The organism is Amycolatopsis sp. NPDC089917, assembly GCF_040684635.1.
In the GTDB taxonomy this organism is placed as follows: domain Bacteria; phylum Actinomycetota; class Actinomycetes; order Mycobacteriales; family Pseudonocardiaceae; genus Amycolatopsis.
The window spans coordinates 1-22,084 of the sequence record NZ_JBFBGL010000059.1 but is presented as its reverse complement, the minus strand read 5'-3'; the positions used below and the strand labels follow the sequence as shown (position 1 = coordinate 22,084).

Sequence of the window (22,084 nt, the reverse complement as noted above, 5' to 3'; positions counted from 1 at the left end):
TCCACTTGACAGGTTTACGGTGTATCTATCATATTTACAGTGTAAATATACGCTGTAAATACCAGGGGGTGTCATGAACGACGTGATCATCGTGGGCGGGGGACCGGTCGGCTTGCTGCTGGCCGGCGAGCTTCGGCTGGCCGGCGCGGATCCGCTCGTCTTGGAGTCGGCGGACGGGGCCGCCCGCCGGAACCGGAGTTTCGGGTTGCGCGGGATCAACGGCCGCACCTCGCAGTCGTTGCGGATGCGTGGCCTGATCGAGGCGTTTTCGGAGGCGCAGAGCGAGCTTTCCGCCGTCGTCCGGCGGCTTCCCGGGCTGATGAAGGGGAACCGGGCGCGAGGGCATTTCGGCGGCCTGCCGCTCGTCGAGAACGAGCCTGACCCGAACGGGGCCGGTGGTTTCATCCTCAGGCAGCATGTCCTGGAAGGGATCCTCGCCGAATGGGCGTCCGGGCTCGGCGTCCGGATCCGGACGAGCTGCGAAGTCGTCGACGTCGTCCAGGAGGATTCGGAGGTCCGCGTGGTGCTCGCCGACGGCGGGATCGAGCGGGCCGCGTACCTGGTGGGCTGCGACGGCGGCCGCAGTGTCGTGCGGAAGCGGACCGGGTTCGCGTTCCCCGGCACGGACGCGACGATGACCGGACGGATCGCCGCCGCGGAGCTCGCCGATCCCGGCGTGGTGGAGTCGTCCGTGCACGGACGCGGCGGGACGGTGCTCGTGTCGACGGTGCCGGGGGAGATCTCGACCATGGAATTCGACGGCGGACCGGAGGACCGGGACGCGCCGATGACGGCCGGGGAGATGCGGGCGAGCATCCGCCGGGTCAGCGGGGTCGAGGTGACGATCACGAGGCTGGACGGCGGAATCCGCTTCAGCGACAACACGCGTCAAGTCACCACTTATCGGCAGGGGCGGGTGCTCCTTGCGGGCGACGCCGCCCACGTGCATTCACCGATCGGCGGCCAGGGGCTGAACCTGGGGCTCCAGGACGCGATGAACCTCGGGTGGAAGCTGGGCCTGGTGGCGGGCGGCCGGGCGCCGGAGTCCTTATTGGACACTTACACCGCGGAGCGGCATCCGGTGGGGGCGAGGGTCTTGCGCAACACCCGGGCGCAGGTCGCGTTGATGCGTCCCGGTCCGCAGGCCGAGGCACTGCGGGAAGTGCTGCGGGAGACGCTGGAGATCCCGGAGGCGATGCGGCACTTCATCGCGCTGGGCAACGGGACCGACATCGACTACGCGCCCGACGCCGTGCATCCGGTGGTCGGCCGCTTCGCCCCGGTGCCGTTGGTGTCCGAGGACGGCCGCGCGCTTCTGGTGTCCGGGACCGAAGGGATCCGGGAGATGGTGAACGGCCGGGTCCGGCACGTCGAGGCGGACTCCGGACCGTCGTTCCTGGTGCGGCCGGACGGGTATGTCGCGTGGGCCACTTCGGACGGCGACCCGGCCGGACTGCTCGAAGCGCTTCGGTTCGTTGCGGGTTCGCGCGAAGCGTGTATAAAGTGAAACGACCGTTCAAAATGTAACGACTGTTCAAGTAGTGGAGAGTGCTGTGGCAGGCCGGTACCGAGAGCTGTTCTCCGCGAAGGGCTCATTGGCCTTCTCCGGCGCCGGGCTGATCGCCAGGATCCCGGTCCCCATGATGGGGATCGGGATCATCACCATGCTGGCGCGGACGCGCGGCGACTACGGTCTCGCCGGACTGGTCTCGGCGGCGTTCACGCTGTCCATGGCGCTGCTCGGGCCGCAGGTCTCGCGGCTGGTTGACCGCCGGGGGCAGGGCAGGGCAGGATCCTGCTGCCGGTGACGGGGATCAGCGTGCTCGCGCTCGGCGCGCTCCTGCTCTGCGCCCGGTTCGGAGCGCCGGCGTGGACGTTGTTCGTCTGCGCGATCCTCGCCGGGTTCATGCCCAGCATGGCGGCGATGGTCCGGGCCAGGTGGTCGGGGCTCTACCGCGACTCGCCGCGGCTGCACACGGCGTTCGCGCTGGAATCGGTGGTCGACGAACTGACGTTCGTCATCGGGCCCGCGCTGTCGGTGGCGTTGTGCACCACCGTTTTCCCGGAAGCCGGACCGTTGGCCGCCATGGTGCTCCTCGCCGTCGGGGTGCTGTTGTTCGTGGCGCAGCGCGAGACGGAACCGCGCGTCCTGCCGTCGAGCGGGCCGGCGGGGAGTTCGGCGATCAGGTTGGGCGCGCTGCGGGTGCTGGTGCTGACGCTGGTGGCGGGCGGCGTCATCGTCGGCACGGTCGACGTCGTCAGCGTGGCGTTCGCGGGACAGGTCGGGGCGCCGTCGGCGGCGGGCATCGTCGTTTCGGTCTACGCGGTGGGCTCCGCGATCTCGGGACTAGTCTTCGGGACGCTCAAGCTGAAGATGGCCCCGCCTCGACTGTTCCTGATCGGTACCGCGGGCACGGCCGCGAGCGCGGTGCCCTTGCTGGTAGTGGAGGGCGTCGTCGGCCTCTGCGCGGTGGTCTTCGTCGCCGGATTGTTCTTTTCTCCCACGATGATCGTCGTCATGGGGATGATCGAGAAGATCGTCCCGGCGGAGAAACTGACCGAAGGGATGACGTGGGCGATCACCGGCCTCAGTATCGGCGTCGCCCTCGGCGCCGCGGTGTCGGGAGAGGCCGTCGACCGCTTCGGGCCGGGCGGCGGGTTCACCGTCGCTGTCGTCGCCGGTGGGTTGATCATCCTGATCGCCCTGCTCTCGTATCCTCTGCTGACCAGGAAGACCGCGATCCGTGAGGAGGTGGCACGCTGAACGAGCCGATCGCCGACGGCCGCCTCGCCAAGGGCGAGCGACGCAAACGGGAACTGATCGAGGCGACCCTGCGCATCGTCGCGAGGGACGGCGTGTCAGGGGTCAGTCACCGCACGGTCGCCCGTGAGGCGGGGTTGCCCGCGACGGCGGCCGCGTACCACTTTCAGGGGATCGAAGACCTGCTGACCGCCGCGCTCACCCGGTGCATGGACGAAGACGCCGAGCGGATGCGCGTCCTCGCCGCGGAAACCGGCGCGGACGCCTTGCCGAAGTTCGCCGCGCTGCTGGCCCGGGTGGCCGCGAAGCCGGGACATCTGCTGGCCGAGTACGAGCTGTACTTGCTCGCGGCGCGGGAGCCGAAGCTCCGCGAGTCGACCGATCGCTGGATGGCGGCTCTGGCGGACTTCGCGCGACGGCACACCGACGATCCGGTGCGGGTGGAGATGCTGGTCGGGTTGGTGGACGGGTTGCTGCTGCAGGGGTTGCTGCGCGACGAACCGCCGACGGCGGAGCGATTCGAGGCCATCCTGCGGACCGCGCTGGGCTCGTGAGTGGCGATTCGGGTTCTAACCCGAATCGCCACTCACGACCAACTGGGCCGAGTCGGCACTGTCGCGTGCCTGAGTGGACGACACCCGTGATCAGATGGACGACACGCGTGACTGGATGGACGACACGCGGGGGACTCGGCCGTGGCCGCGAGTCGTCCGTCGGATCACGTGTGTCGTCCATCCAGTCACGCGAACCCGCCGGTCGCGGGCGGTGACCAGGTCAGCCGGGGGTCCGTCTGCACGAAACTGCCCAGCAGCTGGTCGATCCGCGTCAGCGCGTCGAGGTCCAGCACCACCCCGGACGCCTTCGCGTTCTCGGTCACCTGGGCGGCGGTGCTCGCCCCGGTCACGGCGGACGCGACGCTGGTGTGCTGCAACGTCCACGCGAGCGCCAGCTGGGCCATGGTCAGCCCGGCCTCGTCGGCGACGCCGCGCAGCATGCCGACGCGTTCGAGGAGGTCCGGCAGGAGCAACGGCCGCGCCTCGGCCGACTTCGCGCCTCGCGAGTCCGGCGGGATCTCACCCGGCCGGTACTTGCCGGTCAGTACGCCCTGCGCGAGCGGGACCGAGGCGAACTGGCCGATCCCGGCGCGTTCGCACACCGGCATCACCTGAGCCTCGGCGACCCGCCACAGCATCGAGTAGTGCGGCTGGTTCGCGACGAGCGGGACGCCGTACCGGTCGGCGAGCGGCCTGGCCTCGAGCAACTGCTCGGCGGTCCATTCCGCGGTGCCCGCGTAGAGGATCTTCCCCTGCCGCACCAGATCCGACAGCGCGAGGAACGTCTCCTCCAGCGGGGTGCGGTAGTCGAACCGCAGCAGCTGGTAGACGTCGACGTAGTCGGTGCGCAGGCGCCGCAGCGATGCGTGCAGCGATGTGGTGAGGTGCTTGCGGCTGAGGCCAGCGTCGTTGACACCCGGGCCCTCGGGCCAGAAGACGCCGGTGCAGAGGACGAGATCGTCGCGGCGCGTGTGGCTCAGCGCCGCGGCGAGGTTCTCTTCGGCCGCGCCGCCGTCCCAGGCCGCGGCGGTGTGGAATGTCGTGATGCCCGCGTCGAGCGCGGCCTGGACGCATTCCGCGCCGTCGGGGTGCGTGAGCCAGTTGCCGTAGGAGATCTCGCTGACGGACAGCCCGCTCGCGCCGAGCCTGCGGTACTCCATGGTCACCTCTTCCGAGCGCCGGTTTCGAGGATGGTGCGGTCGATCCACTCGTCGAGGCCCGCCGCCTTGCGGGCGTAGGTCTCCCGCACCGATTCGTGCGGCAGGATCAGGAACTCCTCCGATGCCAGGCCGTGTACGACGGACTCCGCGACGTCCTCCGGTTCCAGCAGCGGCGCCGCGGCGGCGATCGCGAGCGCGGCGGGATGTCCGGCGGCGATCCCCGGCTCCAGCAACGCGGTCCGCACGCCGAGCGGGCACAGCGCGCTGACCCGCACCCCGCGCGGCCGGTAGGTGATGGCCAGCCATTCGGCGAGCCCGACGGCCGCGTGCTTCGTCACCGAGTACGGCGCGTCGCCGGGCGTGCCCAGCAGACCCGCGCCCGAGGCCGTGATCAGCAGGTATCCGTGTCCTCGGCTCAACATCGCGGGCAGCGCGACCTGCGCGGCGTGCACATGCTGCATGACGTTGATCGCCCACGACCGCGACCACTGCTCGTCGGCGGCGTGCACTCCCGTGCCGAACGCGGCCCCGGCGTTGGAACAGAACAGGTCCACCGGACCGAACTCCGTGCGGGCCTCGGTGACCAGCATCTTCAAGTCCTCTTTGGACGACGCGTCGGCGTGGCGCGCGATCGCCGCGCCACCCGCGACCGTGATCTCGGCGACGACCTTCTCCGCCGCTTCGAGGTCGAGGTCGGAGACCACCACTCCGGCGGCTCCCTCGGCGGCGAACCGCCGGGCCATGGCGGCGCCGATACCGTGTGCCGCGCCGGTCAGCACGACGACTCGTCCTGTCACTTCCACATGCGCTCCATGGTTATTTCGTCTGCTTTCGATGACAATTCTTCTGTTTTGTGACGCCGGTGAGTGATGACTTGTCGAAATATGCGATACGGATGATAAAAGTGCAGGTCAGTGACCTGTTCTGATCGTGTCGACATATTTGTTTCCGGCGCCGGACTTTAGCATGTGTTCCCTTGTTTTCCGAGTTTTCCCGCGAGAGTATTGCGCTCTCTGCGGCAAGTAGGTTATTTCTTGGGAATCCCGCCGAAGATCGCCGAACCCGGCGAGGTTCGACCAGCCCAGCCGAACAGGAGGTCCGCCGGTGAGTCATGCGACGGCGCGCACGCGGGTACTCGGCGTCAACCCGCTCGGACGGCCGGATCCGGGGCTGGCGGCCGCCGTCGCCAGGGGCGGCGGTCTCGGCATCCTCGACCTCGGGCAGGCGAAGTCCATAGTGGACGGGCAGTTCCCGTTCGGCGTCCGGATCCCGGCGGGCCGACGCGTGCGGGACGAAGAGGTGAGGGAAAGCGGCGCGGGGCTCGTCCTGCTGGCCGAAGGGGCAGTTCGGCAGGGCGGCGGCGACCTCCCCGTGCTGGCCGAGGTGACCGGCGTCGAGCAGGCCGTCCGGATGCTCGACGCCGGCGCCTCAGGTCTGGTGGCGAAGGGCGCCGAGGCGGGCGGCTCGGACCTCACCACGTTCGTCCTGCTGCAGCGGCTGCTGGAGCGTTTCGGTGACGACGTCCCGGTGTGGGCGTACGGCGGCATCGGGCCGCGGACGGCGGTCGCCGCCCTCGCCGGGGGCGCGGCCGGTGTCATCCTCGACGGACTCGGCCTGTTTCCCGAAGCCGACGTGCCCGAGACGGCCCGAAAAGAACTGCTCAGGGCCGACGACGGGCTCGCCGCGTTGTTCGCGGATCGCTTCGAGGACGCGGAAAGCGCTGTCCGCTCGGTCGTTCGTTCCCTGGCGCGGCACGAGCCGGCGAGCCCCTCGGGCCAAGGCGTACGGCTGTGCCGCACGTTGGGGACCCGGCTGCCGGTCGTGCAGGGACCGATGACGCGGGTGAGCGATCAGCCCGGTTTCGCCGCCGCCGTCGCCGGGCAGGACGGCTTCCCGTTCGTCGCGGTGGCCACCGCGAACGGCGCCAAGACCGCCGAACTGCTCGGCCGCACCGCCGAAGCGCTCGGCGAACGGCCCTGGGGCGCGGGCATCCTCGGTTTCGTCCCGGAGGCCCTGCGCGCCGAGCAACTCGCGGCCGTCCGGGCCGCGCGCCCGCGCTGCGTGCTGATCGCGGGCGGCAAACCCGCGCAGGCCAAGGCGCTGGAGGCCGACGGGATCGCGACCTTCCTCCATGTGCCGTCGCCGATCCTCCTGCGGCAGTTCCTCGACGCCGGTGTCCGCCGGTTCGTCTTCGAAGGCGCCGAATGCGGCGGGCACATCGGCCCGCGGTCGAGTTTCGTGCTGTGGGAGCAGCAACTGGACGTCCTGCGCGAGCACGGCGCCGACGACGTCGAGGTGCTGTTCGCGGGCGGGATCCACGACGCCCGGTCCGCCGCGATGGTCTCGGCCATGGCCGGGCCGCTCACGGGAATCGGCGTCCTCATGGGCACCGCGTACCTGTTCACCGGGGAAGCCGTCACGCACGGCGCCATCACCGAGGTCTTCCAGGACCGGGTGCTCGACGCCGGGGCCACGGTCACCCTGGAGACCGCGCCCGGGCACCTCACCCGCTGCCTGCCCAGCCCGTACACCGACGAGTTCGCCGCGCTCAAGGCCGGGCTCCGCGCGGACGGCGTTCCGCCGCAGGAGGCATGGCAACGACTGGAGGAACTCAACACCGGACGGCTGCGCATAGCGAGCAAGGGCCTCCGGCGGGAAGGCGACGCCCTCGTCGAGGTCGACACCCTCGGCCAGCTCGCCGAGGGGATGTACATGGCGGGCCAGGTGACGGTCCTGCGCGAGCGGCGCACCGACATCGCCGCCCTGCACCGGGAAGTCACCGAAGGCGCGGCCGAACTCCTGGCCGCTCGCACTCCGCCCGAAGAGTCCGTTGTGGACAATGACGTCGCCATCGTCGGCATGGCGTGTGTGTTCCCCGGAGCATCCGATCTCCAGTCGTTCTGGGCGAACGTCCTGCGCGGCTCGGACGCCGTCACCGAGGTTCCGGATCAGCGCTGGGACAAGAACGTCTACGCCGGCCAGTCGACGTCCAAATGGGGCGGTTTTCTGCCTCCAGTGGACTTCGACCCGCTCGCGTACGGCATCCCGCCGAAGTCGATGGGCAGCATCGACCCGGCCCAGCTCGTGTCGTTGCAGACGGCCCGGCGCGCGCTCGAAGACGCGGGCTACGGCGACGGCGGTTTCGACCGCGAGCGCACCAGCGTCATCTTCGGCGCCGAAGCCGGGGGAGACCTGGCCAATGCCGGTGTCCTGCGCGCGCTGCTGCCCAGCTACCTCGAAGACGTCCCGGAGGAGCTGCTCGCGCAGCTGCCGGAACTGACCGAGGACTCGTTCCCCGGCACCCTGGCCAACGTCATCTCCGGCCGGATCGCCAACCGGCTCGACCTCGGCGGCACGAACTACACCGTGGACGCGGCGTGCGGTTCTTCGCTGGCCGCGCTGGACCTCGCGGTGAAAGAACTGCGGGCGGGCACCAGCTCGATGGTCCTGTGCGGCGCGGTCGATCTGCACAACGGCGTCAACGACTACCTCATGTTCACCTCCGCGGGCGCGCTGTCGCCGACCGGCCGGTGCCGTCCGTTCGACGCGACGGCGGACGGGATCGCGCTCGGCGAAGGCGTCGCGTGTCTCGTGCTCAAGCGGCGGGCCGACGCCGAACGCGACGGCGACCGGGTCTACGCCGTGGTCAAGGGCGTCGGCGCGGCCAGCGACGGCAAGGCGCTCGGCCTGACAGCGCCGCGTCCCGAGGGGCAGCGGCGGGCCCTCGCCCGGGCGTACGAGGACGCCGGAGTGTCCCCGGCGGACGTCTCGCTGGTCGAGGCGCACGGCACCGGCACGGTCGTCGGCGACGCCACCGAACTGACCACGCTCACCGAGTTCTTCCTCGACGCGGGCGCCGGACCGGCCACCTGCGCGCTCGGTTCGGTGAAGAGCCAGATCGGCCACACGAAATGCGCCGCGGGGCTGGCGGGCCTGATGAAGGCGGCGCTGGCGCTGTGGCACGAGGTCGTGCCGCCCACGCTGCACCTGAGCAGGCCGAACCCCGCCTGGGACGCCGAGCGCAGTCCCTTCACCTTCTCCACCGGCGCCCGGCCGATGCCGGTTCCGCGCGGACGCGAGTTCGCCGGAGTGAGCGCGTTCGGGTTCGGTGGGACCAACTTCCACGCCGTACTCGCCGCGCCTGGAGTCCCGCCCGGACGGCGGCACGGACCGCGTGACTGGGACGCCGAGCTGGTCCTGCTCCGCGGCTCCGACGTGGACGGCGCCCGCGCCGCGTTGCGCGACCTGCTGGCGGCGAACGAAGGCCGTCCGCTGCGGGAAATCGCCGCCCTCGCTGCAGAGCAGGGCGGATCCGGGCCGGTCCGGCTCGCGGTCGTCGCGAGCGACGTCGCGGAGTTGCGTGAGGCCGCCGAGGGGCGGGGCGGGCTCACCGCGAAGGACACCGAGGCGGGCTCGGTGGCGTTCCTGTTCCCCGGTCAGGGCAGCCAGCGGACGGGGATGCTGGCGGAGCTGTTCGTGCACTTCCCGGAACTGGCCGACGTCCTGCGGCTCGCGCCCGACGTCGCGGCGACCACGTTCCCGCCGCGCGCCTTCACCGAGGAGGCCCGTACGGCGCAGGACGAGGCGCTCAAGGACACGCGGGTCGCGCAGCCCGCGCTCGGGCTCGTCGAGTCGGCCTTGTGCGGGTTGCTGGCCGACCTCGGCGTCCGGCCGGATCTGCTGGCGGGGCACAGCTACGGCGAGCTGTCCGCGCTGTCGGTCGCGGGCGCGTTCGACACCGCGACCCTGATCGCGCTCAGCCGGGCCCGCGCCCGCTCGATCGCGGAAGTCGCGGGCGCCGATCCGGGCGCGATGGCCGCGGTGAAGGCGTCCCGCGAGGAACTGGCCGCCGCCTTCGAGCACCCGGACGTCGTCCTGGCCAACCACAACGCACCCGGCCAGACCGTCCTTTCCGGACCGACGGCCGCCGTCGACGAGGCCGTCAGGGTGCTGCGGGACAAGGGGATCGGGGCCAAACGGATCCCCGTCGCCTGTGCCTTCCACAGCCCGCTGGTGGCCGGCGCGAGCGACGTGTTCGCGGTCGATCTCGACAACGCCGAGGTCGGCGAGCCCGCCCCGCCGGTGTGGTCGAACCGCACCGCCCGGCCGTACGAACCGGGGAAGGTCCGCGCCGAACTGGCCGCGCAGATCGGCTCGCCGGTGCGCTTCGTCGAGCTGATCGAGGACATGTACGCGGCGGGCGCGCGCACCTTCGTCGAGGTCGGTCCGGGGCAGGTGCTGTCCCGGCTGGTCAAGGACATCCTCGGCGACCGGCCGTACACCGTGATCGCCTGCGATCCCGGCGGCCCGGGGCTGCGCGGGTTCCTGACGGCGCTCGCCCGCCTCGCGCTCACCGGCGTCGACGTCCGTACCGAACGGCTGTTCCGCGGACGCGTCCGCGTCGGCGCGCTCCCGAAACCCGCCTGGACCGTGGACGGCCAGACCGTCCGCGCGCCCGGCGGCGAGGTCCCCGCCCATGGGCTCGTGCCCGCCCGACGAATCCCGAGGACGACCATGAACCAGCCCGCGCCCGGTCGTGACCAGGCCGTCGTCGAATTCCTCCGCACCAGCCGCGAACTGCTGGCGGCGCAACGGGACGTGATGCTGGGCTACCTCGGCACCGCGCCGCTCGCCCCGGCACCGGTGGTGCAGGTCCCGGTCGTCCCGGCGCTGCTGCCACCGGTCGAGGCGCCTGTCGTGTCCGCGCCTGTAGTTGAGCCTGAGGCCGTCGTCACGGACGTCCTGGCCACCGTGATCGGCGCGATCAGCGAACGCACCGGCTATCCCGCCGAGATGATCGACGCCGATCTCGACCTCGAAGCGGACCTCTCCATCGACTCGATCAAACGCACCGAGATCGCGGGCTCGCTGCTGGTGGAACTCGGCCTCTCCGGGCGGGTGCACGACGACGCGCAGGATCAGCTCAGCCGGGACCGGACGGCGAACGCGCTGGCCACCCGGCTGCGGAAGTGGCTCGAACCGGCGGCTCCGGTCGTCGCGGCCCCGGTCCCCGCCGAAGCTCCGGCCGGCCGGACGCCCGGGCGATACCTGCTCAGCCGCGTGGCCGCGCCGCTCGGAACGCCCGATCTCGCCAGGGTGACCGGCAAGACGGTCGCGGTGAGCTTCGAGCCCGGCCAGGAGGAGCTGGCCGAGTCGGTCCGCGCGGTGTTCACCGAGGCGGGCGCCCTTCCGGGGGAGCGGGAGGACGCGGACGTCGTCCTCGTGCTGAACCCGTTGTCGGACGCCGAAGAACCGGTCGCGGCGCAGATCTTCGGCCTGCTGAAGGGCGCCAAGGGCGCGGTGGTCGTGGTGGCGAGGCAGGGGGCCGGGCACACCGCCGGGCTGCGCGGCCTCGTCCGCGCCGCGGCGCGGGAACGGACCGAGCCGGCCAGGCTGGTCGAGCTGGAGTCCACTGTGGACCTCGCGCGGATAGTGCTGGAGGAAGTGATCGCCGACGGCCCCGCTGCGGTGCGGTACGACACCGCCGGGCGTGCCGCTTTCGAGCCGTCCGCAGGTTCCCTGGGTTCGATCGCCTACGCGGGCGCGGGTCCCGGTGGTGGCGAGGTCAAGGCACTCGGTCTGGACTCGGACTCGGTACTGCTGCTGATCGGGGGAGCTCGCGGGATCACCGCCCGGGCGGCGGTCGCGCTGGCGGCGAGCGGATGCCGGATCGAACTGGCCGGGCGCACGCCGTGGCCCGCCGAACCCGGCGACGAGGACCTGCCCGGCGACGCGCCGGGGATGCGTTCGGCCCTGGCCGCGCGCGGCGGTTCGCTGGCGGACATCGAACGCCGCGTCCGCACCGTGCTGGCCCAGCGCGAGATCGCCAGGACGCTCGACCAGATCGCCGCCGCCGGTGGCACCGCGGCCTACCGATCGCTCGACGTGCGCGACGGAGCCGCCGTCCGGCAGCTGGTCAAGGATCTGCACACCCGCTACGGCCGTATCGACGGCGTCGTCCACGCGGCCGGGGTGATCGACGACAAGCTGATGGCGGACAAGGACGAGAGCTCGTTCCGCACGGTCTACGGGACCAAAGTGGATGGTGCGCGGGCGCTGCTCGACGCCCTGGAACACTTCGGTGTCCGGCCCGGGTTCGTCACCTTCTTCGGCAGCATCGCCGCCGTGCTGGGCAACCGGGGTCAGACCGACTACGCGGCGGCGAACGACGCGCTGGAAACCCTCGGCGAGCAGTGGGCCGACCGCACCGGCTGCCGGGCGCTGACCGTCCATTGGGGACCGTGGGCGCCATCGGACGACCATGCCGGCATGGTGTCGCCGGAGCTCGCTCGCGAGTACGAACGCCGCGAGGTCGCGCTCATCGATCCGGACGAAGGCACCGCCGCGCTCCTGCGTGAGCTGGCCTACGGCCCGGCCGACGTCCGTTCGGTGCTGTACACGGCCTCGCTATGGTGAACCAAGAGGCCGTCGCGATCGTCGGCATGGGGGTGTTCCTCCCCGGATCGTCCACTGTGGACGCTTATTGGCAGAACATCGTTTCGGGTACGGACGCGATCACCGAGATCCCGCCGCACCGCTGGGACCCGAGCTTCCACGACGGTGACGGTCGCACCCCCGACCGCACCTATGGGCGGCGCGGCGGCTTCGTCGCCGACAGCCTGGACTTCGACGCGACGGCGCTCGGCATCGCGCCCAGCACCATCGACGGGATGGAGCCCGACCAGCTGGTCGCGCTGGCCGTGGCCGCTTCCGCGGTCGACGACGCCGGTGGCCTGCGGCGGCTCGGCGACCTCGAACGCGTCGGCGTGATCCTCGGCAGGGGCGGCTATCTCTCGCCCGGCCTCCAGCGGTTCGACCAGCGAGTCCGGTCGGTCCGCCAGATCACGGGCGCCGTCCGGGAGCTGCTCCCGTCGGCGCGCCCGGAGATGCTCGACAGGCTCCGGGACGCGCTGCTGGAACCGCTCGGCGAATTCCGGCCCGACACCGCGATCGGGCTGGTGCCGAACCTCGCCGCGTCACGCGTCGCCAACCGCCTGGACCTCGGCGGACCCGCGTACACGGTGGACGCGGCCTGCGCGTCCTCGCTGATCGCGGTGGACCAGGCCATCGGCGAGCTCGCCCGCCGCCGCTGCGACGTCGTGCTGGCCGGCGGCGTGCACCACTGCCACGACGACACGCTCTGGTCGATGTTCACCCAGCTCGGCGCCCTTTCGCCGAGCCAGCGGATCAGTCCGTTCTCACGCGACGCGGACGGCCTGCTGATCGGCGAGGGCACCGCGATCGTCGTGCTGAAACGGTTCTACGACGCCCGCCGGGACGGCGACCGGGTCTACGCGGTCCTGCGCGGGTCGGGGACGTCGAGCGACGGCAAGGGCGCGAGCCTGCTCAGCCCGGCCGTGACGGGGCAGACCCTGGCGCTGCGCCGCGCGTGGGCGTCGGCGGGTCTCGATCCCACCGCGCCCGGCGCGCTCGGCCTGCTGGAGGCGCACGGGACCGCGACGCCGACCGGGGACGCGGCCGAGCTGGCCACCCTCGCCGAGGTGTTCGGCCCGCCGGACGGGCCTCGTGCCGCGATCGGCGCGGTCAAGGCGATGATCGGGCACACCATGCCGACCGCCGGAGCGGCCGGGCTGGTCAAGGCGGCGCTCGCGCTGCACCACGCCGTCCTGCCGCCAACCCTCAACTGCGCGGATCCGAGCCCGCTGCTGGACAAGACCCGGTTCCGGACCCTGTCCGCCGCCGAACCCTGGGCGGCAGGCGACGTCCCGCGCCGGGCGGCGGTCAACGCCTTCGGGTTCGGCGGCGTCAACGCGCACGTGGTGCTGGAGGAAGCCGATCCGGCGCCGGCCTGGCCGCGCCGGGCCAAGGTGACCGGGGAACCCGAGCGGGTCCTGCGGCTCGCGGCGTCCACGCCGGACGAACTGCGCGTCCTGCTCGACCGTCCGGAGCCGGAATCCGGCGGGACCGGTCCGTGCCGGATCGGGATCGTCGGGCCGACCGGGAAGCGGCTGGAAGTCGCACGCAGGGTGCTCGCGAAGGTCGCCGCCGAGGGCAAGTCCTGGCACGGCCCCAATGACATCTGGTGCAGCACGGCGCCCCTGCTGGCGCAGGACGGGGCGAAGACCGCGTTCGTCTACCCGGGTCTGGAAGCGGACGCGGAACCGCGTTGCGCCGACGTCGCCCGGCACTTCGGCCTGGAGCGGCCCGAGTGGTCGACGTCGAGCGTGCTCGCGCGCGCGTCGAGTGTGTCGCAGGTCGGGTTGCTGCTCGACACCGCGCTGCGACGGCTCGCCGTCAAGCCGGATCTGCTCGCCGGGCACAGCGTCGGTGAGTGGACGGCGATGCAGGCGGCCGGGATGTACCCGGGACAGTCCACGGAGGACCTGCTGAACCGCTACTGGCCGCGGGGGTTCACCCTGCCGGACGCCGAATTCCTGGTGCTCGGGTGCTCGGCGGAGCGGGCGGAGACGCTGCTCGCCGCCGAACCGGAATTGATGATCTCCCACGAGAACGCGCCGCGGCAGACGATCGTGTGCGGCGACCCGGCGGCCGCCGCCCGGCTCGCCAAGCTGTGCACGCAACACGGCGTCGTCGCCAGGACACTGCCGTTCCGGTCCGGGTTCCACACCCCGCTGATGCGCTCCCGGCTCGGCCCGTTCACCCGGCTCGCGGCGGAACTGGACCTGAAGGCGCCGCGGATCCCGGTCTGGTCGGCGACCACGGCGCGGCCGTATCCCGAGGATCCGGTGGAGGTCCGCGAGCTGTACCTGGCCCATCTGGTGCGCAAGATCCGGTTCCGGGAACTCGTCGACGCGCTCTACGCCGACGGTGCCCGCGTCTTCGTGCAGGCGGGGGCCGGTCAGGTCGGCACGTTCGTGGCGGACACGCTGGGCACGCGGCCGCACCTGGTCATCCCGGCGTCCTCCGGCACGCGGCCCGGCCTCGCCCAGCTGCGCCGCGTGGCGACCGCCGTCTGGGTGGAAGGCGGACGGCCCGCGTTCGACGTGCTGGAGCCACGCCGGACCCGGATCGACACGGCGGGCACGCTGCTCTCGGTCGACGGCGATCTCAAGGGCATGTTCGACGGCGCCGGTGCGGTTCCCGAGCTGGCCGATGGGATACCGGACGCGATCGTCGCGGAGTTCACCGCGCTGCTCGCCGAGACCCGGGAAGCCGCCGCGAGCGTGGCCAACGCGGCGGCCCAGCGAACCGTCGAGTCCACTGTGGACGTGTCGCTCAACACGATGCCTTACCTGGTCGACCATCGGTTCTTCCGTCAGCGCGAAGGCTGGCCGGAGGAGGCGGACTTCCGGCCCACAGTGCCCGCGACGACGCTCGTCGATCTCGCCTGCCGGGAGGCGGAGCGGGCCTGGCCGGGCACGGTCGCGACGGGGGTGAGCAACGCGGCGTTCTCCCGGTGGCTGATCGCCGCCCCGGCGGCGCGAGTGCCGCTGTCGATGACCCGCGAAGGCGATCGGATCAGTGTCCAAATAGGACCGCACGCCAGTATGGACGTCCATCTGGCGCGGCGTTACCCCACGGCGCCCCGGCCGTCCCCGGCGCCCGGCCCGGAGACCGCGCCGCCGTTGAGCGCCGCCGAGATCTACTCGCGCCGCGAGATGTTCCACGGGCCCGCGTACCAAGGGCTCGCCAGGCTCGTCGGACTCGGCGAACGGCACATCCGCGGCGACCTCGTCGTCCCGTCGGCCCCCGGCGCGCTGCTGGACAACGTCGGCCAGCTGCTGGGCTGCTGGCTGATGGCGACCAAAGCGGACGCGCTGCTGGCGTTCCCGACGTCGATGGGCCGGATCAGCTGGTACGGCCCGGAACCGGCGCCGGGCACCACGGTCGGCTGCGTGGTCCGGGTCCGCCTGCCCCGGCCGGACGTGCTGGAGATGGACGCCGAACTGGTGCGGGACGGTGTCGTGCTCGCCCGGATCGAGCAGTGGCGGGACATCCGGTTCCCGTGCGACCGGTCCGCCCACCGGGTCTACGCCTTCCCGGACCGGCACCGGCTTTCGGAGGACCACCAGAGCGGGTGGACGGTGGTCACCGACCGCTGGCCGAGCCCTGCCGCGCGCGACATCTACGCCGGCGTCTACCTCGGCGCCGAGGAACGCGCGGAGTTCGCGGAGTGCGCGCCCCGGCGGCAGCGCGGCTGGCTCCTGGAGCGGATCGCGATCAAGGACGCTGTCCGCGCGAAGCTCGGCTCGGACGGTGTCTACCCGGCCGAACTCCGGGTGAGCGCCGACGGCACCAGGGTGACCGGAGTCCACGGCCGGACGGTGCCGCCGCTCGCGGTGGCCGTCGCGTCGGCGGGAGAGGTCGCGGTCGCTCTCGTCCGGGAGGAGACCACGGCTTCACCCCGGATCGCGGTCCGGGCCGAGGGAGAGCTGGCGGGATTGGCCGAGGAGATCGGCATCGGGGCGGAGTTCGCCGGAATACCCGGGTACGTGGTGGCCTGGAATCGCGGGTAGGAACAGGAGCAGAGCAATGACGATCGAACAGCAGAGCCCGACGTCGGTCTTCGGCACGGTGGCCGAGTTGCTGCGGGAACTGGTCGGGGACGTCGACGTCCTCGGCATCGAGATCACCCCGCAGACCACCTTCCACGAGGATCTCGGGCTGGAGAGCATCGACCTGGTGACCTTCGCGAGCATCCTCGCCGAGTTCTTCGGTGAGGACGTCAACCTCGCGGAGTTCCTGGCGGAGAAGGATCTCGACGACGTGATCGGGCTCCGGGTCGGCGACATCGCCGACTACGTGGCCGCCCGCCTCGGCGAACGGGGCTGAGGCGGTGCCGACGATGACCGTCAACGGGCTGCGCACGAACGTGCAGCTCGTGCCCGGCGGCGGCACCGAGACCGTGGTGTTCCTGCACGGGATGGGCACCGACAGCCTGGCGAGCTTCTACCTCACGCTGGCCCCGCCGGTCGCAGCCGCCGGGGTCGACGTGATCAGCTACGACCTGCGCGGGCACGGCAAGACCGAACGCCCCGAGCGCGGGTACACGATCGCGGACTTCGTCGCCGACCTCGACGACCTGCTGGTCCAGCTCGACCTCGACCGGCCCGTCCACTTGGTGGGCAACAGTTTCGGCGGCACCCTCGCGTACAGCTACGCGGTGGCGAAACCGGAGCGGGTGCGCAGCATCGTGTGCATCGAGTCGGAACCCGCGACCGAGCTCTGGGCGGACAAGATGGCGCAGATCCTCGAACACACCGTGCGCTTCTTGAAGGTCGAGGAGAGCTTCGAGTGGATCGAGGCCAACTACAGCGCCCATCACCGGCGGCTCGCGAGGATGGCGGCCGAACGGATCATGGCGACGTCGATGGCCGAGGAGGTCCCGCTCGGTCCGTTGCTGACGCTGGACCAGGTGGCGGGGATCGACTGCCCCGTACTGTCCATTTTGGGCAGTCACGGCTACCAGGCCGACGATCTCGACGCGCTGACGTCCTTGCTGCCGCGTGGCGAGTTGCACGTGTTCGAGGGACAGGGGCATTCGGTGCTCGTCGAGCAGCACCGTGAGGTGCGGGAGCTGGTGCTGAACTGGATCTCGCGGCACGGGAGGCCGCGCGGATGAGCCGGTTCCTGCTGGTCGTCCCGCCGCTCACCGGACACGTCGCGCCGTTGCGCGCGGTGGCCGGCGAACTGGTGGGGCGTGGTCACGACGTCGCCTGGTGCGGCCCGGAACCCACGACGTCGGAGCTGACGCGGGCGGGCCGGGTGTATGTGGCCGGCGACGCGCTGGAGTTCGCCGTCGAGCGCCGTCCCGAGGGGCTGCGCGGGTTCGCGGCACTGAAGTTCCTGTGGGAGCAGTACCTGGTCCCGCTCGCGGACGCGATGGTCCCCGGCGTCGAGAAGGCGGTGGCCGCCTTCCGGCCCGACGTCGTGATCTCCGACCAACAGGCCTTCGCGGGCGCCCTGGTGGCGAGCCGCCGAAGGCTGCCGTGGGTGACGTCCGCGTCGACGTCGACCGAACTCGGTGATCCGCTGGCGGCCATGCCGAAGATCGCCGCCTGGGTCGGCAAGCTGCAGGGAGATCTCCGCACGCGGCACAAGGTGTCCTGCGGCGACCTGCGGTTTTCGCCGGAGCTGGTCCTGGCTTTCACCACCGTGTCCCTGACGGGACCGATCGCCGACGCCGGCACGGTCCGGTTCGTCGGCCCTGCGCTGGCGCCCGCGCCCCCGGTCGGGTTCTCGTGGGACCGGCTCGACGGCCGTCCGCTCGTCGTCGCCACCCTCGGCACCGCAAACGCCACCCTCGGCCGCCGCTTCCTGTCCGAATGCGTCGACGCCCTCGCCGGGATGCCCGACGTCCAAGGTCTCGTCGTCGACCCCACCGGCGAACTGCTCAGCGAAACCGTGCTGACGGCCCGGCGGATCCCGCAGGCGGACGTCGTCCGGAAGGCCGCGGCGGTGATCTGCCACGGCGGGCACAACACCGTCAGCGAGACTCTCGCGTCCGGGCTGCCGCTGGTGATCGCGCCGATCCGGGACGACCAGTCGATGCTCGCTCAGCAGGTCGAGGCGGCGGGAGCCGGGCTGCGGCTGCGCTTCGACCGCGTGAAGGCGCCGGACATCCGCTCCACGGTCACCGAAGTGCTCACCGAGCCCGCCTACGCCGCGGCGGCCGCGCGGGTGCGGGCTTCGTTCGCGGCGGCCGGGGGAGTCGTGGCCGCGGTGGACCACCTGGAGTCCCTGCTTCGCTGAAGCTGCGGCCAGATCTCGCGTGCTCAAACCCGGATCTCGCGTGTTTGAAGGCGTGACTCGCGTGATCAGAGGCGGAACTCGCGTGATTGGAGCCGTACCTTCGAGTGCGGTCTCCAATCACGCGAGTTCCGCCTTCAAGCACGCGAGTCACGTGCTTGATCACGCGAGTCACGCCTTCGAGCGCGCTCACTGCGGCGCGGTCTCCCGGGGTGACCGGAAGGTCCGGGCCGCGACCCACCCGCCCGCCAGCGCCGCCACGGCCGCGATCGCGAGCGACACGGGGATCGACCAGCCCGACGGCCGTCCCAGCGCCAAAGCCCTCGTCGCGTCGATCGCGTAGGTCAGCGGGTTGAGCGCCGAAACGACGCGCAGCCAGGTCGGCATGGTCTCCAGCGGCATGTACGCGCTGGAGGAGAACATCAGCGGGAACATGACGACGAACGACGCCATCTGCAAGGTTTCGGCCTTGCGCAGCCAGGTCGTGATGGCGACGAAGATCCAGCTCAGGCACCAGCCGACGACGAGCGTGAGCAGAAGTGCCGCGGTGACACCGAAAACGCCACCGGTCGGCCGGAAGCCGAGCAGCACCACGCTGGCGAGCGTCGTCACCAGCAGTTGCACGCCGAGCCGGGCGGTATCGGAGATGGTGCGGGCCACCAGGACGGCCGAAAGGCTGATCGGCATACAGCGCAGGCGTCCGGTGAATCCACTGTAGATCTCCGCGAGCAGACCGGCGCCCGAACTCATCGCCGTGGTCATCGCGATGTTCACCAGCGTCGCCGGGACGAGGAAGTTCACGTATCCCTCGTAGGCCGCGACACCGGGCAGCGTGCTCACCCCGGTGAAAACCTGGCTGAACAGCAGAAGCAGCACGATCGGTTGCAGCAGCCCGAAGAACACCAGCCGGCGGTCCCCGAAAGCCGTCTTCAGTGATCGGGCGGCGAGCACCCGGACCTGGGTGCCGAAGGTGCTCGGCGGCCAGGTCGCCGGATCGGTCAGCACCGGTGTTTCCGGCGCGCGGTGCCGTGCCTCGGTCATGACGGGACCGCCGGATTCCGGTGCAGGGAAAGGTAGACGTCGTCGAGCGTCGGCTCGGCGACGGTGAGGTCTTTCATCGGCGCGCCCGCCGCGTCGAGCGCGCGGACCAGCACCGTGATGTCGGAGGGACCGGACAGCGCGACGCCGATCACCAGTCCGGACGCCGACGGCGTGCAGCTCATGCCGAGCCGGTGCAGCGCGGCCAGCGCCCGCCGGGCGGCGAGCTCGGTGCCGAAGGTGAGGGTCGCGGTCCGTTCGCCGAGTCTGGCCTTCAGCTCCGACGGCCGTCCGGAGATCGTGACGTGCCCCAGTCCCAGCACGATGACGTGATCCGCCAGCCTGTCCGCCTCCTCGAGGTACTGCGTGGTGAGCACGACGGTGGTGCCGCGCGCGGCGAGCCGTTCGACGCCGTCCCAGAGACCCGCGCGGCTGAGCGGGTCGAGGCCGGTCGTCGGTTCATCGAGGAACAGGACCTCGGGGGAGCCGACGAGCCCGGCGGCGAGATCGAGGCGCCGTCGCATCCCGCCGGAATACGTCCGCGCCGGCCGGTCGGACGCGTCGTCGAGACCGAACATGGCGAGCAGTTCGGTGGCGCGGGTCCTGGCCTGGCGCCGGTTCGCGCCCAGCAGCCGGGCGACGAGTTCCAGGTTGCCGCGGCCGGACAGCGCGTCGTCGACCGCCGCGAACTGGCCGGTGACCCCGATCCGCCGCCGGACGTGATGCCCGGCGCGGACGACGTCGAAACCGCACACCTTGGCGCTGCCGCCGCTCGGTTTGACCCGGGTGCTGAGGATGTCGATCAGCGTCGTCTTGCCCGCGCCGTTGTGCCCGAGCACCGCGAGCACGGTGCCGCGGCCGACACGAAGGCTGACGCCGGCGAGGGCCGTCACTTCACCGTAGTGCTTGGCGAGGCCGGTCACCTCGATGGCAGCCTGCTCCATTCGCCGAACGTAGCGGGGGTTTCGGCGCGGCAGCAATGAACGCGGGCGGACTCCGGACGCGTGTGACAGTTTCGCGATTCCCGGAGCTGACGGAAGTGACAAAAGCGAATTCCCGCGTGCCAGTTAATGAGTCACCCGATCCCACCCGCATCACAAACGGATTCGGTGTCCTTGCCGGTGCGGAAGGGCACAGGTAATTTACCGCTTCCGTGTCCACACCGTTTCGGTCGTGTCACGCAATTTCTCCGATTCCCCGGGAGTGACCGTTGTGAAGTTCCCACTGAAGTCGAAAAGATCCGTGCAAGCCTTGGCCGCCGGTACGGTGGCCGCCGTCGCGGCCACCCTGGGCGTCGTCGGCGCGGGCTTGAGCGAGGCGGCGCCCGCGTCGCTGACGCTGAAGTACACCTGTCCGTTCCCGCTGATCGGCGACCAGACGCTGGTCGTGAAGATCGACACCGTCCTGCCGGACGACGCCGTGGCCGGGAAGACGTCCACGCCGATCACGTTCGACGTCGACGTCACCGTCCCGGCGGACGCGACCTCGGGACTCACGCTCGTCGGCGCGACCACCGTCGAAGGCAGCGCGAAGGCCGCCGCGGTGCTGAAGTACCCGGTCGACAAGACGCTGAACCTCGGCCTGCCGCTGGCCATCCCGGTCACGCCGGTGCCGGAGTCGGGCGAGTTCCACGTCAAGACGAGCGGCAAGGCGCCCGCGGTCACGTTCCCCAGCCCGGGCACCGCTTCGGTGACGGTCGGGAACTTCAGTACCACCATGACGCCGAAGAACGCGCAGGGACAGCCGACCGACCTCGGCACGTTCACGTCGGACTGCGTCGTCCAGCCGGGACAGAACCAGCAGCTGGGGACGTTCGAGATCAAGCCCGCCGGCGGGGGCACGACGACTCCGACCACCCCGACGACGCCCACCACGCAGCCGACGCCGACCACCGAGCCGACTCCCACGACGGAACCGACGCCGACGACGGAGCCCACTCCGACGACTCAGCCGACCCCGACGACGGAGCCGACTCCCACGACTCAGCCGACACCGACGTCGTCCACGGAACCGACTCCCACCACGGAGCCCACTCCGACCACGGAACCGACGCCGACGACCGAGCCGACCCCCACGACTCAGCCGACGCCGACCACCGAGCCGACGCCGACGACTCAGCCGACTCCGACCACGGAACCGACGCCCACCACGGAACCGACCCCGACCACGGAGCCGACTCCCACGACCGAGCCGACCCCGACGACTCAGCCGACTCCCACGACGGAGCCGACGCCGACGACCCAGCCGACGAGCCCGACCACCGCGCCGACCACCACGACGACGCAGCCGCCGGGCGACACCCAGATCACCTACGGGGTCAAGGGCAAGACGACCATCGCCGGGCTGAACGCGAAACTGCCGCTCGGTCCCGGTGAGTTCACCGCGAAGCTGAACGCGCAGTCCGGCAAGTTCACCGGACAGCTGTCGCTGCCGCCGTCGAACGTGCAGTTCCGCTTCCTCGGGTTCTTCCCGGCCTCGGCGACGGTGAAGATCAACCAGGTCGGCGACGTGACGGGCACCGTCAACGCCGGCGCGGTCAAGGCCGACACGAAGGCCGACGTCAAGCTGCTCACCGTGCGGCTGTTCGGGTTCCCGATCCTGGCGAGCTCGACCTGCAAGACGGCCCAGCCCGCCGACATCCCGCTGGTTTCCGCGCACGGCTTCAACCCGCTGAAGGGCGGAAAGCTGACGGCCGAGTACAAGCTGCCGCAGTTCCGCGGTTGCGGCCTGCTGACGCCGGTGATCAGCGCGATGGCTTCGGGCGACGGGAACAGCCTGGAGATCAACCTCACCAAGAAGTAGGCCAGGTGCCAAGTCCGTGAAGGCCTCCTTGAGGGACCCAGGGTCCCTCAAGGAGGCCTTCACGGACCGGTGCTCACCGACGCCCGAGGGCCAGCCGA

General features: G+C 71.2%; 14 protein-coding genes. 10 read left to right on the top strand and 4 right to left on the bottom strand.

Annotated elements, in window-relative coordinates:
* The first annotated feature begins 73 nt into the window (after positions 1 to 73).
* From AB0N89_RS32245 to AB0N89_RS32230, 4 genes are read left to right on the top strand one after another with little or no spacing between them, the layout of a single operon-like run.
* Complete coding sequence (locus AB0N89_RS32245; RefSeq protein WP_364212411.1) at positions 74 to 1,507, top strand: FAD-dependent monooxygenase; 1,434 nt, start codon at positions 74 to 76, stop codon at positions 1,505 to 1,507.
* A 46-nt stretch (positions 1,508 to 1,553) separates the two neighbouring features.
* The gene (locus tag AB0N89_RS32240) at positions 1,554 to 1,808 is read left to right on the top strand and encodes a hypothetical protein (RefSeq protein ID WP_364212408.1); all 255 of its coding nucleotides are present in this window, start codon (positions 1,554 to 1,556) and stop codon (positions 1,806 to 1,808) included.
* Positions 1,805 to 2,764: an MFS transporter gene (locus AB0N89_RS32235; protein ID WP_364212405.1), complete on the top strand. Its 960-nt coding sequence runs from the start codon at positions 1,805 to 1,807 to the stop codon at positions 2,762 to 2,764. Before AB0N89_RS32240 ends, AB0N89_RS32235 begins: the two co-directional genes overlap by 4 nt.
* Positions 2,761 to 3,315, top strand: a complete 555-nt coding sequence (locus AB0N89_RS32230; protein WP_364212477.1) for a TetR family transcriptional regulator C-terminal domain-containing protein — start codon at positions 2,761 to 2,763, stop codon at positions 3,313 to 3,315. Before AB0N89_RS32235 ends, AB0N89_RS32230 begins: the two co-directional genes overlap by 4 nt.
* A gap of 185 nt (positions 3,316 to 3,500) precedes the next feature.
* Here AB0N89_RS32230 and AB0N89_RS32225 read toward each other — a convergent pair whose 3' ends face one another.
* Positions 3,501 to 4,475 (bottom strand): aldo/keto reductase, encoded by a 975-nt coding sequence (locus tag AB0N89_RS32225; protein WP_364212402.1) that lies wholly within the window; start codon positions 4,473 to 4,475, stop codon positions 3,501 to 3,503.
* A gap of 2 nt (positions 4,476 to 4,477) precedes the next feature.
* On the bottom strand, positions 4,478 to 5,278 hold the full coding sequence (locus AB0N89_RS32220; RefSeq protein ID WP_364212399.1) for an SDR family oxidoreductase: 801 nt from the start codon (positions 5,276 to 5,278) through the stop codon (positions 4,478 to 4,480).
* Positions 5,279 to 5,579: 301 nt separating this feature from the next.
* On the opposite strand from AB0N89_RS32220, the gene AB0N89_RS32215 reads away from it, so the two are divergent.
* From AB0N89_RS32215 to AB0N89_RS32195, 5 genes are read left to right on the top strand one after another with little or no spacing between them, the layout of a single operon-like run.
* The gene (locus tag AB0N89_RS32215; RefSeq protein WP_364212396.1) at positions 5,580 to 11,891 is read left to right on the top strand and encodes an SDR family NAD(P)-dependent oxidoreductase; all 6,312 of its coding nucleotides are present in this window, start codon (positions 5,580 to 5,582) and stop codon (positions 11,889 to 11,891) included.
* Positions 11,885 to 15,913, top strand: coding sequence for a beta-ketoacyl synthase N-terminal-like domain-containing protein (locus AB0N89_RS32210; protein ID WP_364212393.1), 4,029 nt, complete (start codon positions 11,885 to 11,887; stop codon positions 15,911 to 15,913). The genes AB0N89_RS32215 and AB0N89_RS32210 overlap by 7 nt, the downstream gene beginning before the upstream one ends.
* A 16-nt stretch (positions 15,914 to 15,929) precedes the next feature.
* A complete protein-coding gene (locus AB0N89_RS32205) occupies positions 15,930 to 16,229 on the top strand; it encodes a phosphopantetheine-binding protein (RefSeq protein ID WP_005167249.1) in 300 nt (99 codons plus the stop codon).
* Positions 16,230 to 16,233: 4 nt separating this feature from the next.
* Entirely contained in the window at positions 16,234 to 17,019 is a 786-nt protein-coding gene (locus AB0N89_RS32200; RefSeq protein WP_364212388.1) for an alpha/beta hydrolase, read from the top strand.
* A complete protein-coding gene (locus AB0N89_RS32195; protein ID WP_364212385.1) occupies positions 17,016 to 18,149 on the top strand; it encodes a glycosyltransferase in 1,134 nt (377 codons plus the stop codon). The genes AB0N89_RS32200 and AB0N89_RS32195 overlap by 4 nt, the downstream gene beginning before the upstream one ends.
* A 186-nt stretch (positions 18,150 to 18,335) precedes the next feature.
* Here the strand turns inward: AB0N89_RS32195 and AB0N89_RS32190 are convergent, their stop codons facing one another.
* On the bottom strand, positions 18,336 to 19,187 hold the full coding sequence (locus AB0N89_RS32190; RefSeq protein ID WP_364212382.1) for an ABC transporter permease: 852 nt from the start codon (positions 19,185 to 19,187) through the stop codon (positions 18,336 to 18,338).
* On the bottom strand, positions 19,184 to 20,128 hold the full coding sequence (locus tag AB0N89_RS32185) for an ATP-binding cassette domain-containing protein (protein ID WP_364212379.1): 945 nt from the start codon (positions 20,126 to 20,128) through the stop codon (positions 19,184 to 19,186). The genes AB0N89_RS32190 and AB0N89_RS32185 overlap by 4 nt, the downstream gene beginning before the upstream one ends.
* 268 nt (positions 20,129 to 20,396) lie before the next feature.
* Between AB0N89_RS32185 and AB0N89_RS32180 the strand changes: the two genes are divergently transcribed.
* Positions 20,397 to 21,986, top strand: coding sequence for a DUF6801 domain-containing protein (locus AB0N89_RS32180; RefSeq protein ID WP_364212376.1), 1,590 nt, complete (start codon positions 20,397 to 20,399; stop codon positions 21,984 to 21,986).
* Positions 21,987 to 22,084 lie beyond the last annotated feature (98 nt).

Coding starts and splice junctions, on each gene's coding strand:
- AB0N89_RS32205 (WP_005167249.1), top strand. CDS start 15,930: ATGACGATCGAACAGCAGAGCCCGACGTCGGTCTTCGGCACGGTGGCC.
- AB0N89_RS32190 (WP_364212382.1), bottom strand. CDS start 19,187: ATGACCGAGGCACGGCACCGCGCGCCGGAAACACCGGTGCTGACCGAT.
- AB0N89_RS32185 (WP_364212379.1), bottom strand. CDS start 20,128: ATGGAGCAGGCTGCCATCGAGGTGACCGGCCTCGCCAAGCACTACGGT.
- AB0N89_RS32245 (WP_364212411.1), top strand. CDS start 74: ATGAACGACGTGATCATCGTGGGCGGGGGACCGGTCGGCTTGCTGCTG.
- AB0N89_RS32195 (WP_364212385.1), top strand. CDS start 17,016: ATGAGCCGGTTCCTGCTGGTCGTCCCGCCGCTCACCGGACACGTCGCG.
- AB0N89_RS32210 (WP_364212393.1), top strand. CDS start 11,885: ATGGTGAACCAAGAGGCCGTCGCGATCGTCGGCATGGGGGTGTTCCTC.
- AB0N89_RS32225 (WP_364212402.1), bottom strand. CDS start 4,475: ATGGAGTACCGCAGGCTCGGCGCGAGCGGGCTGTCCGTCAGCGAGATC.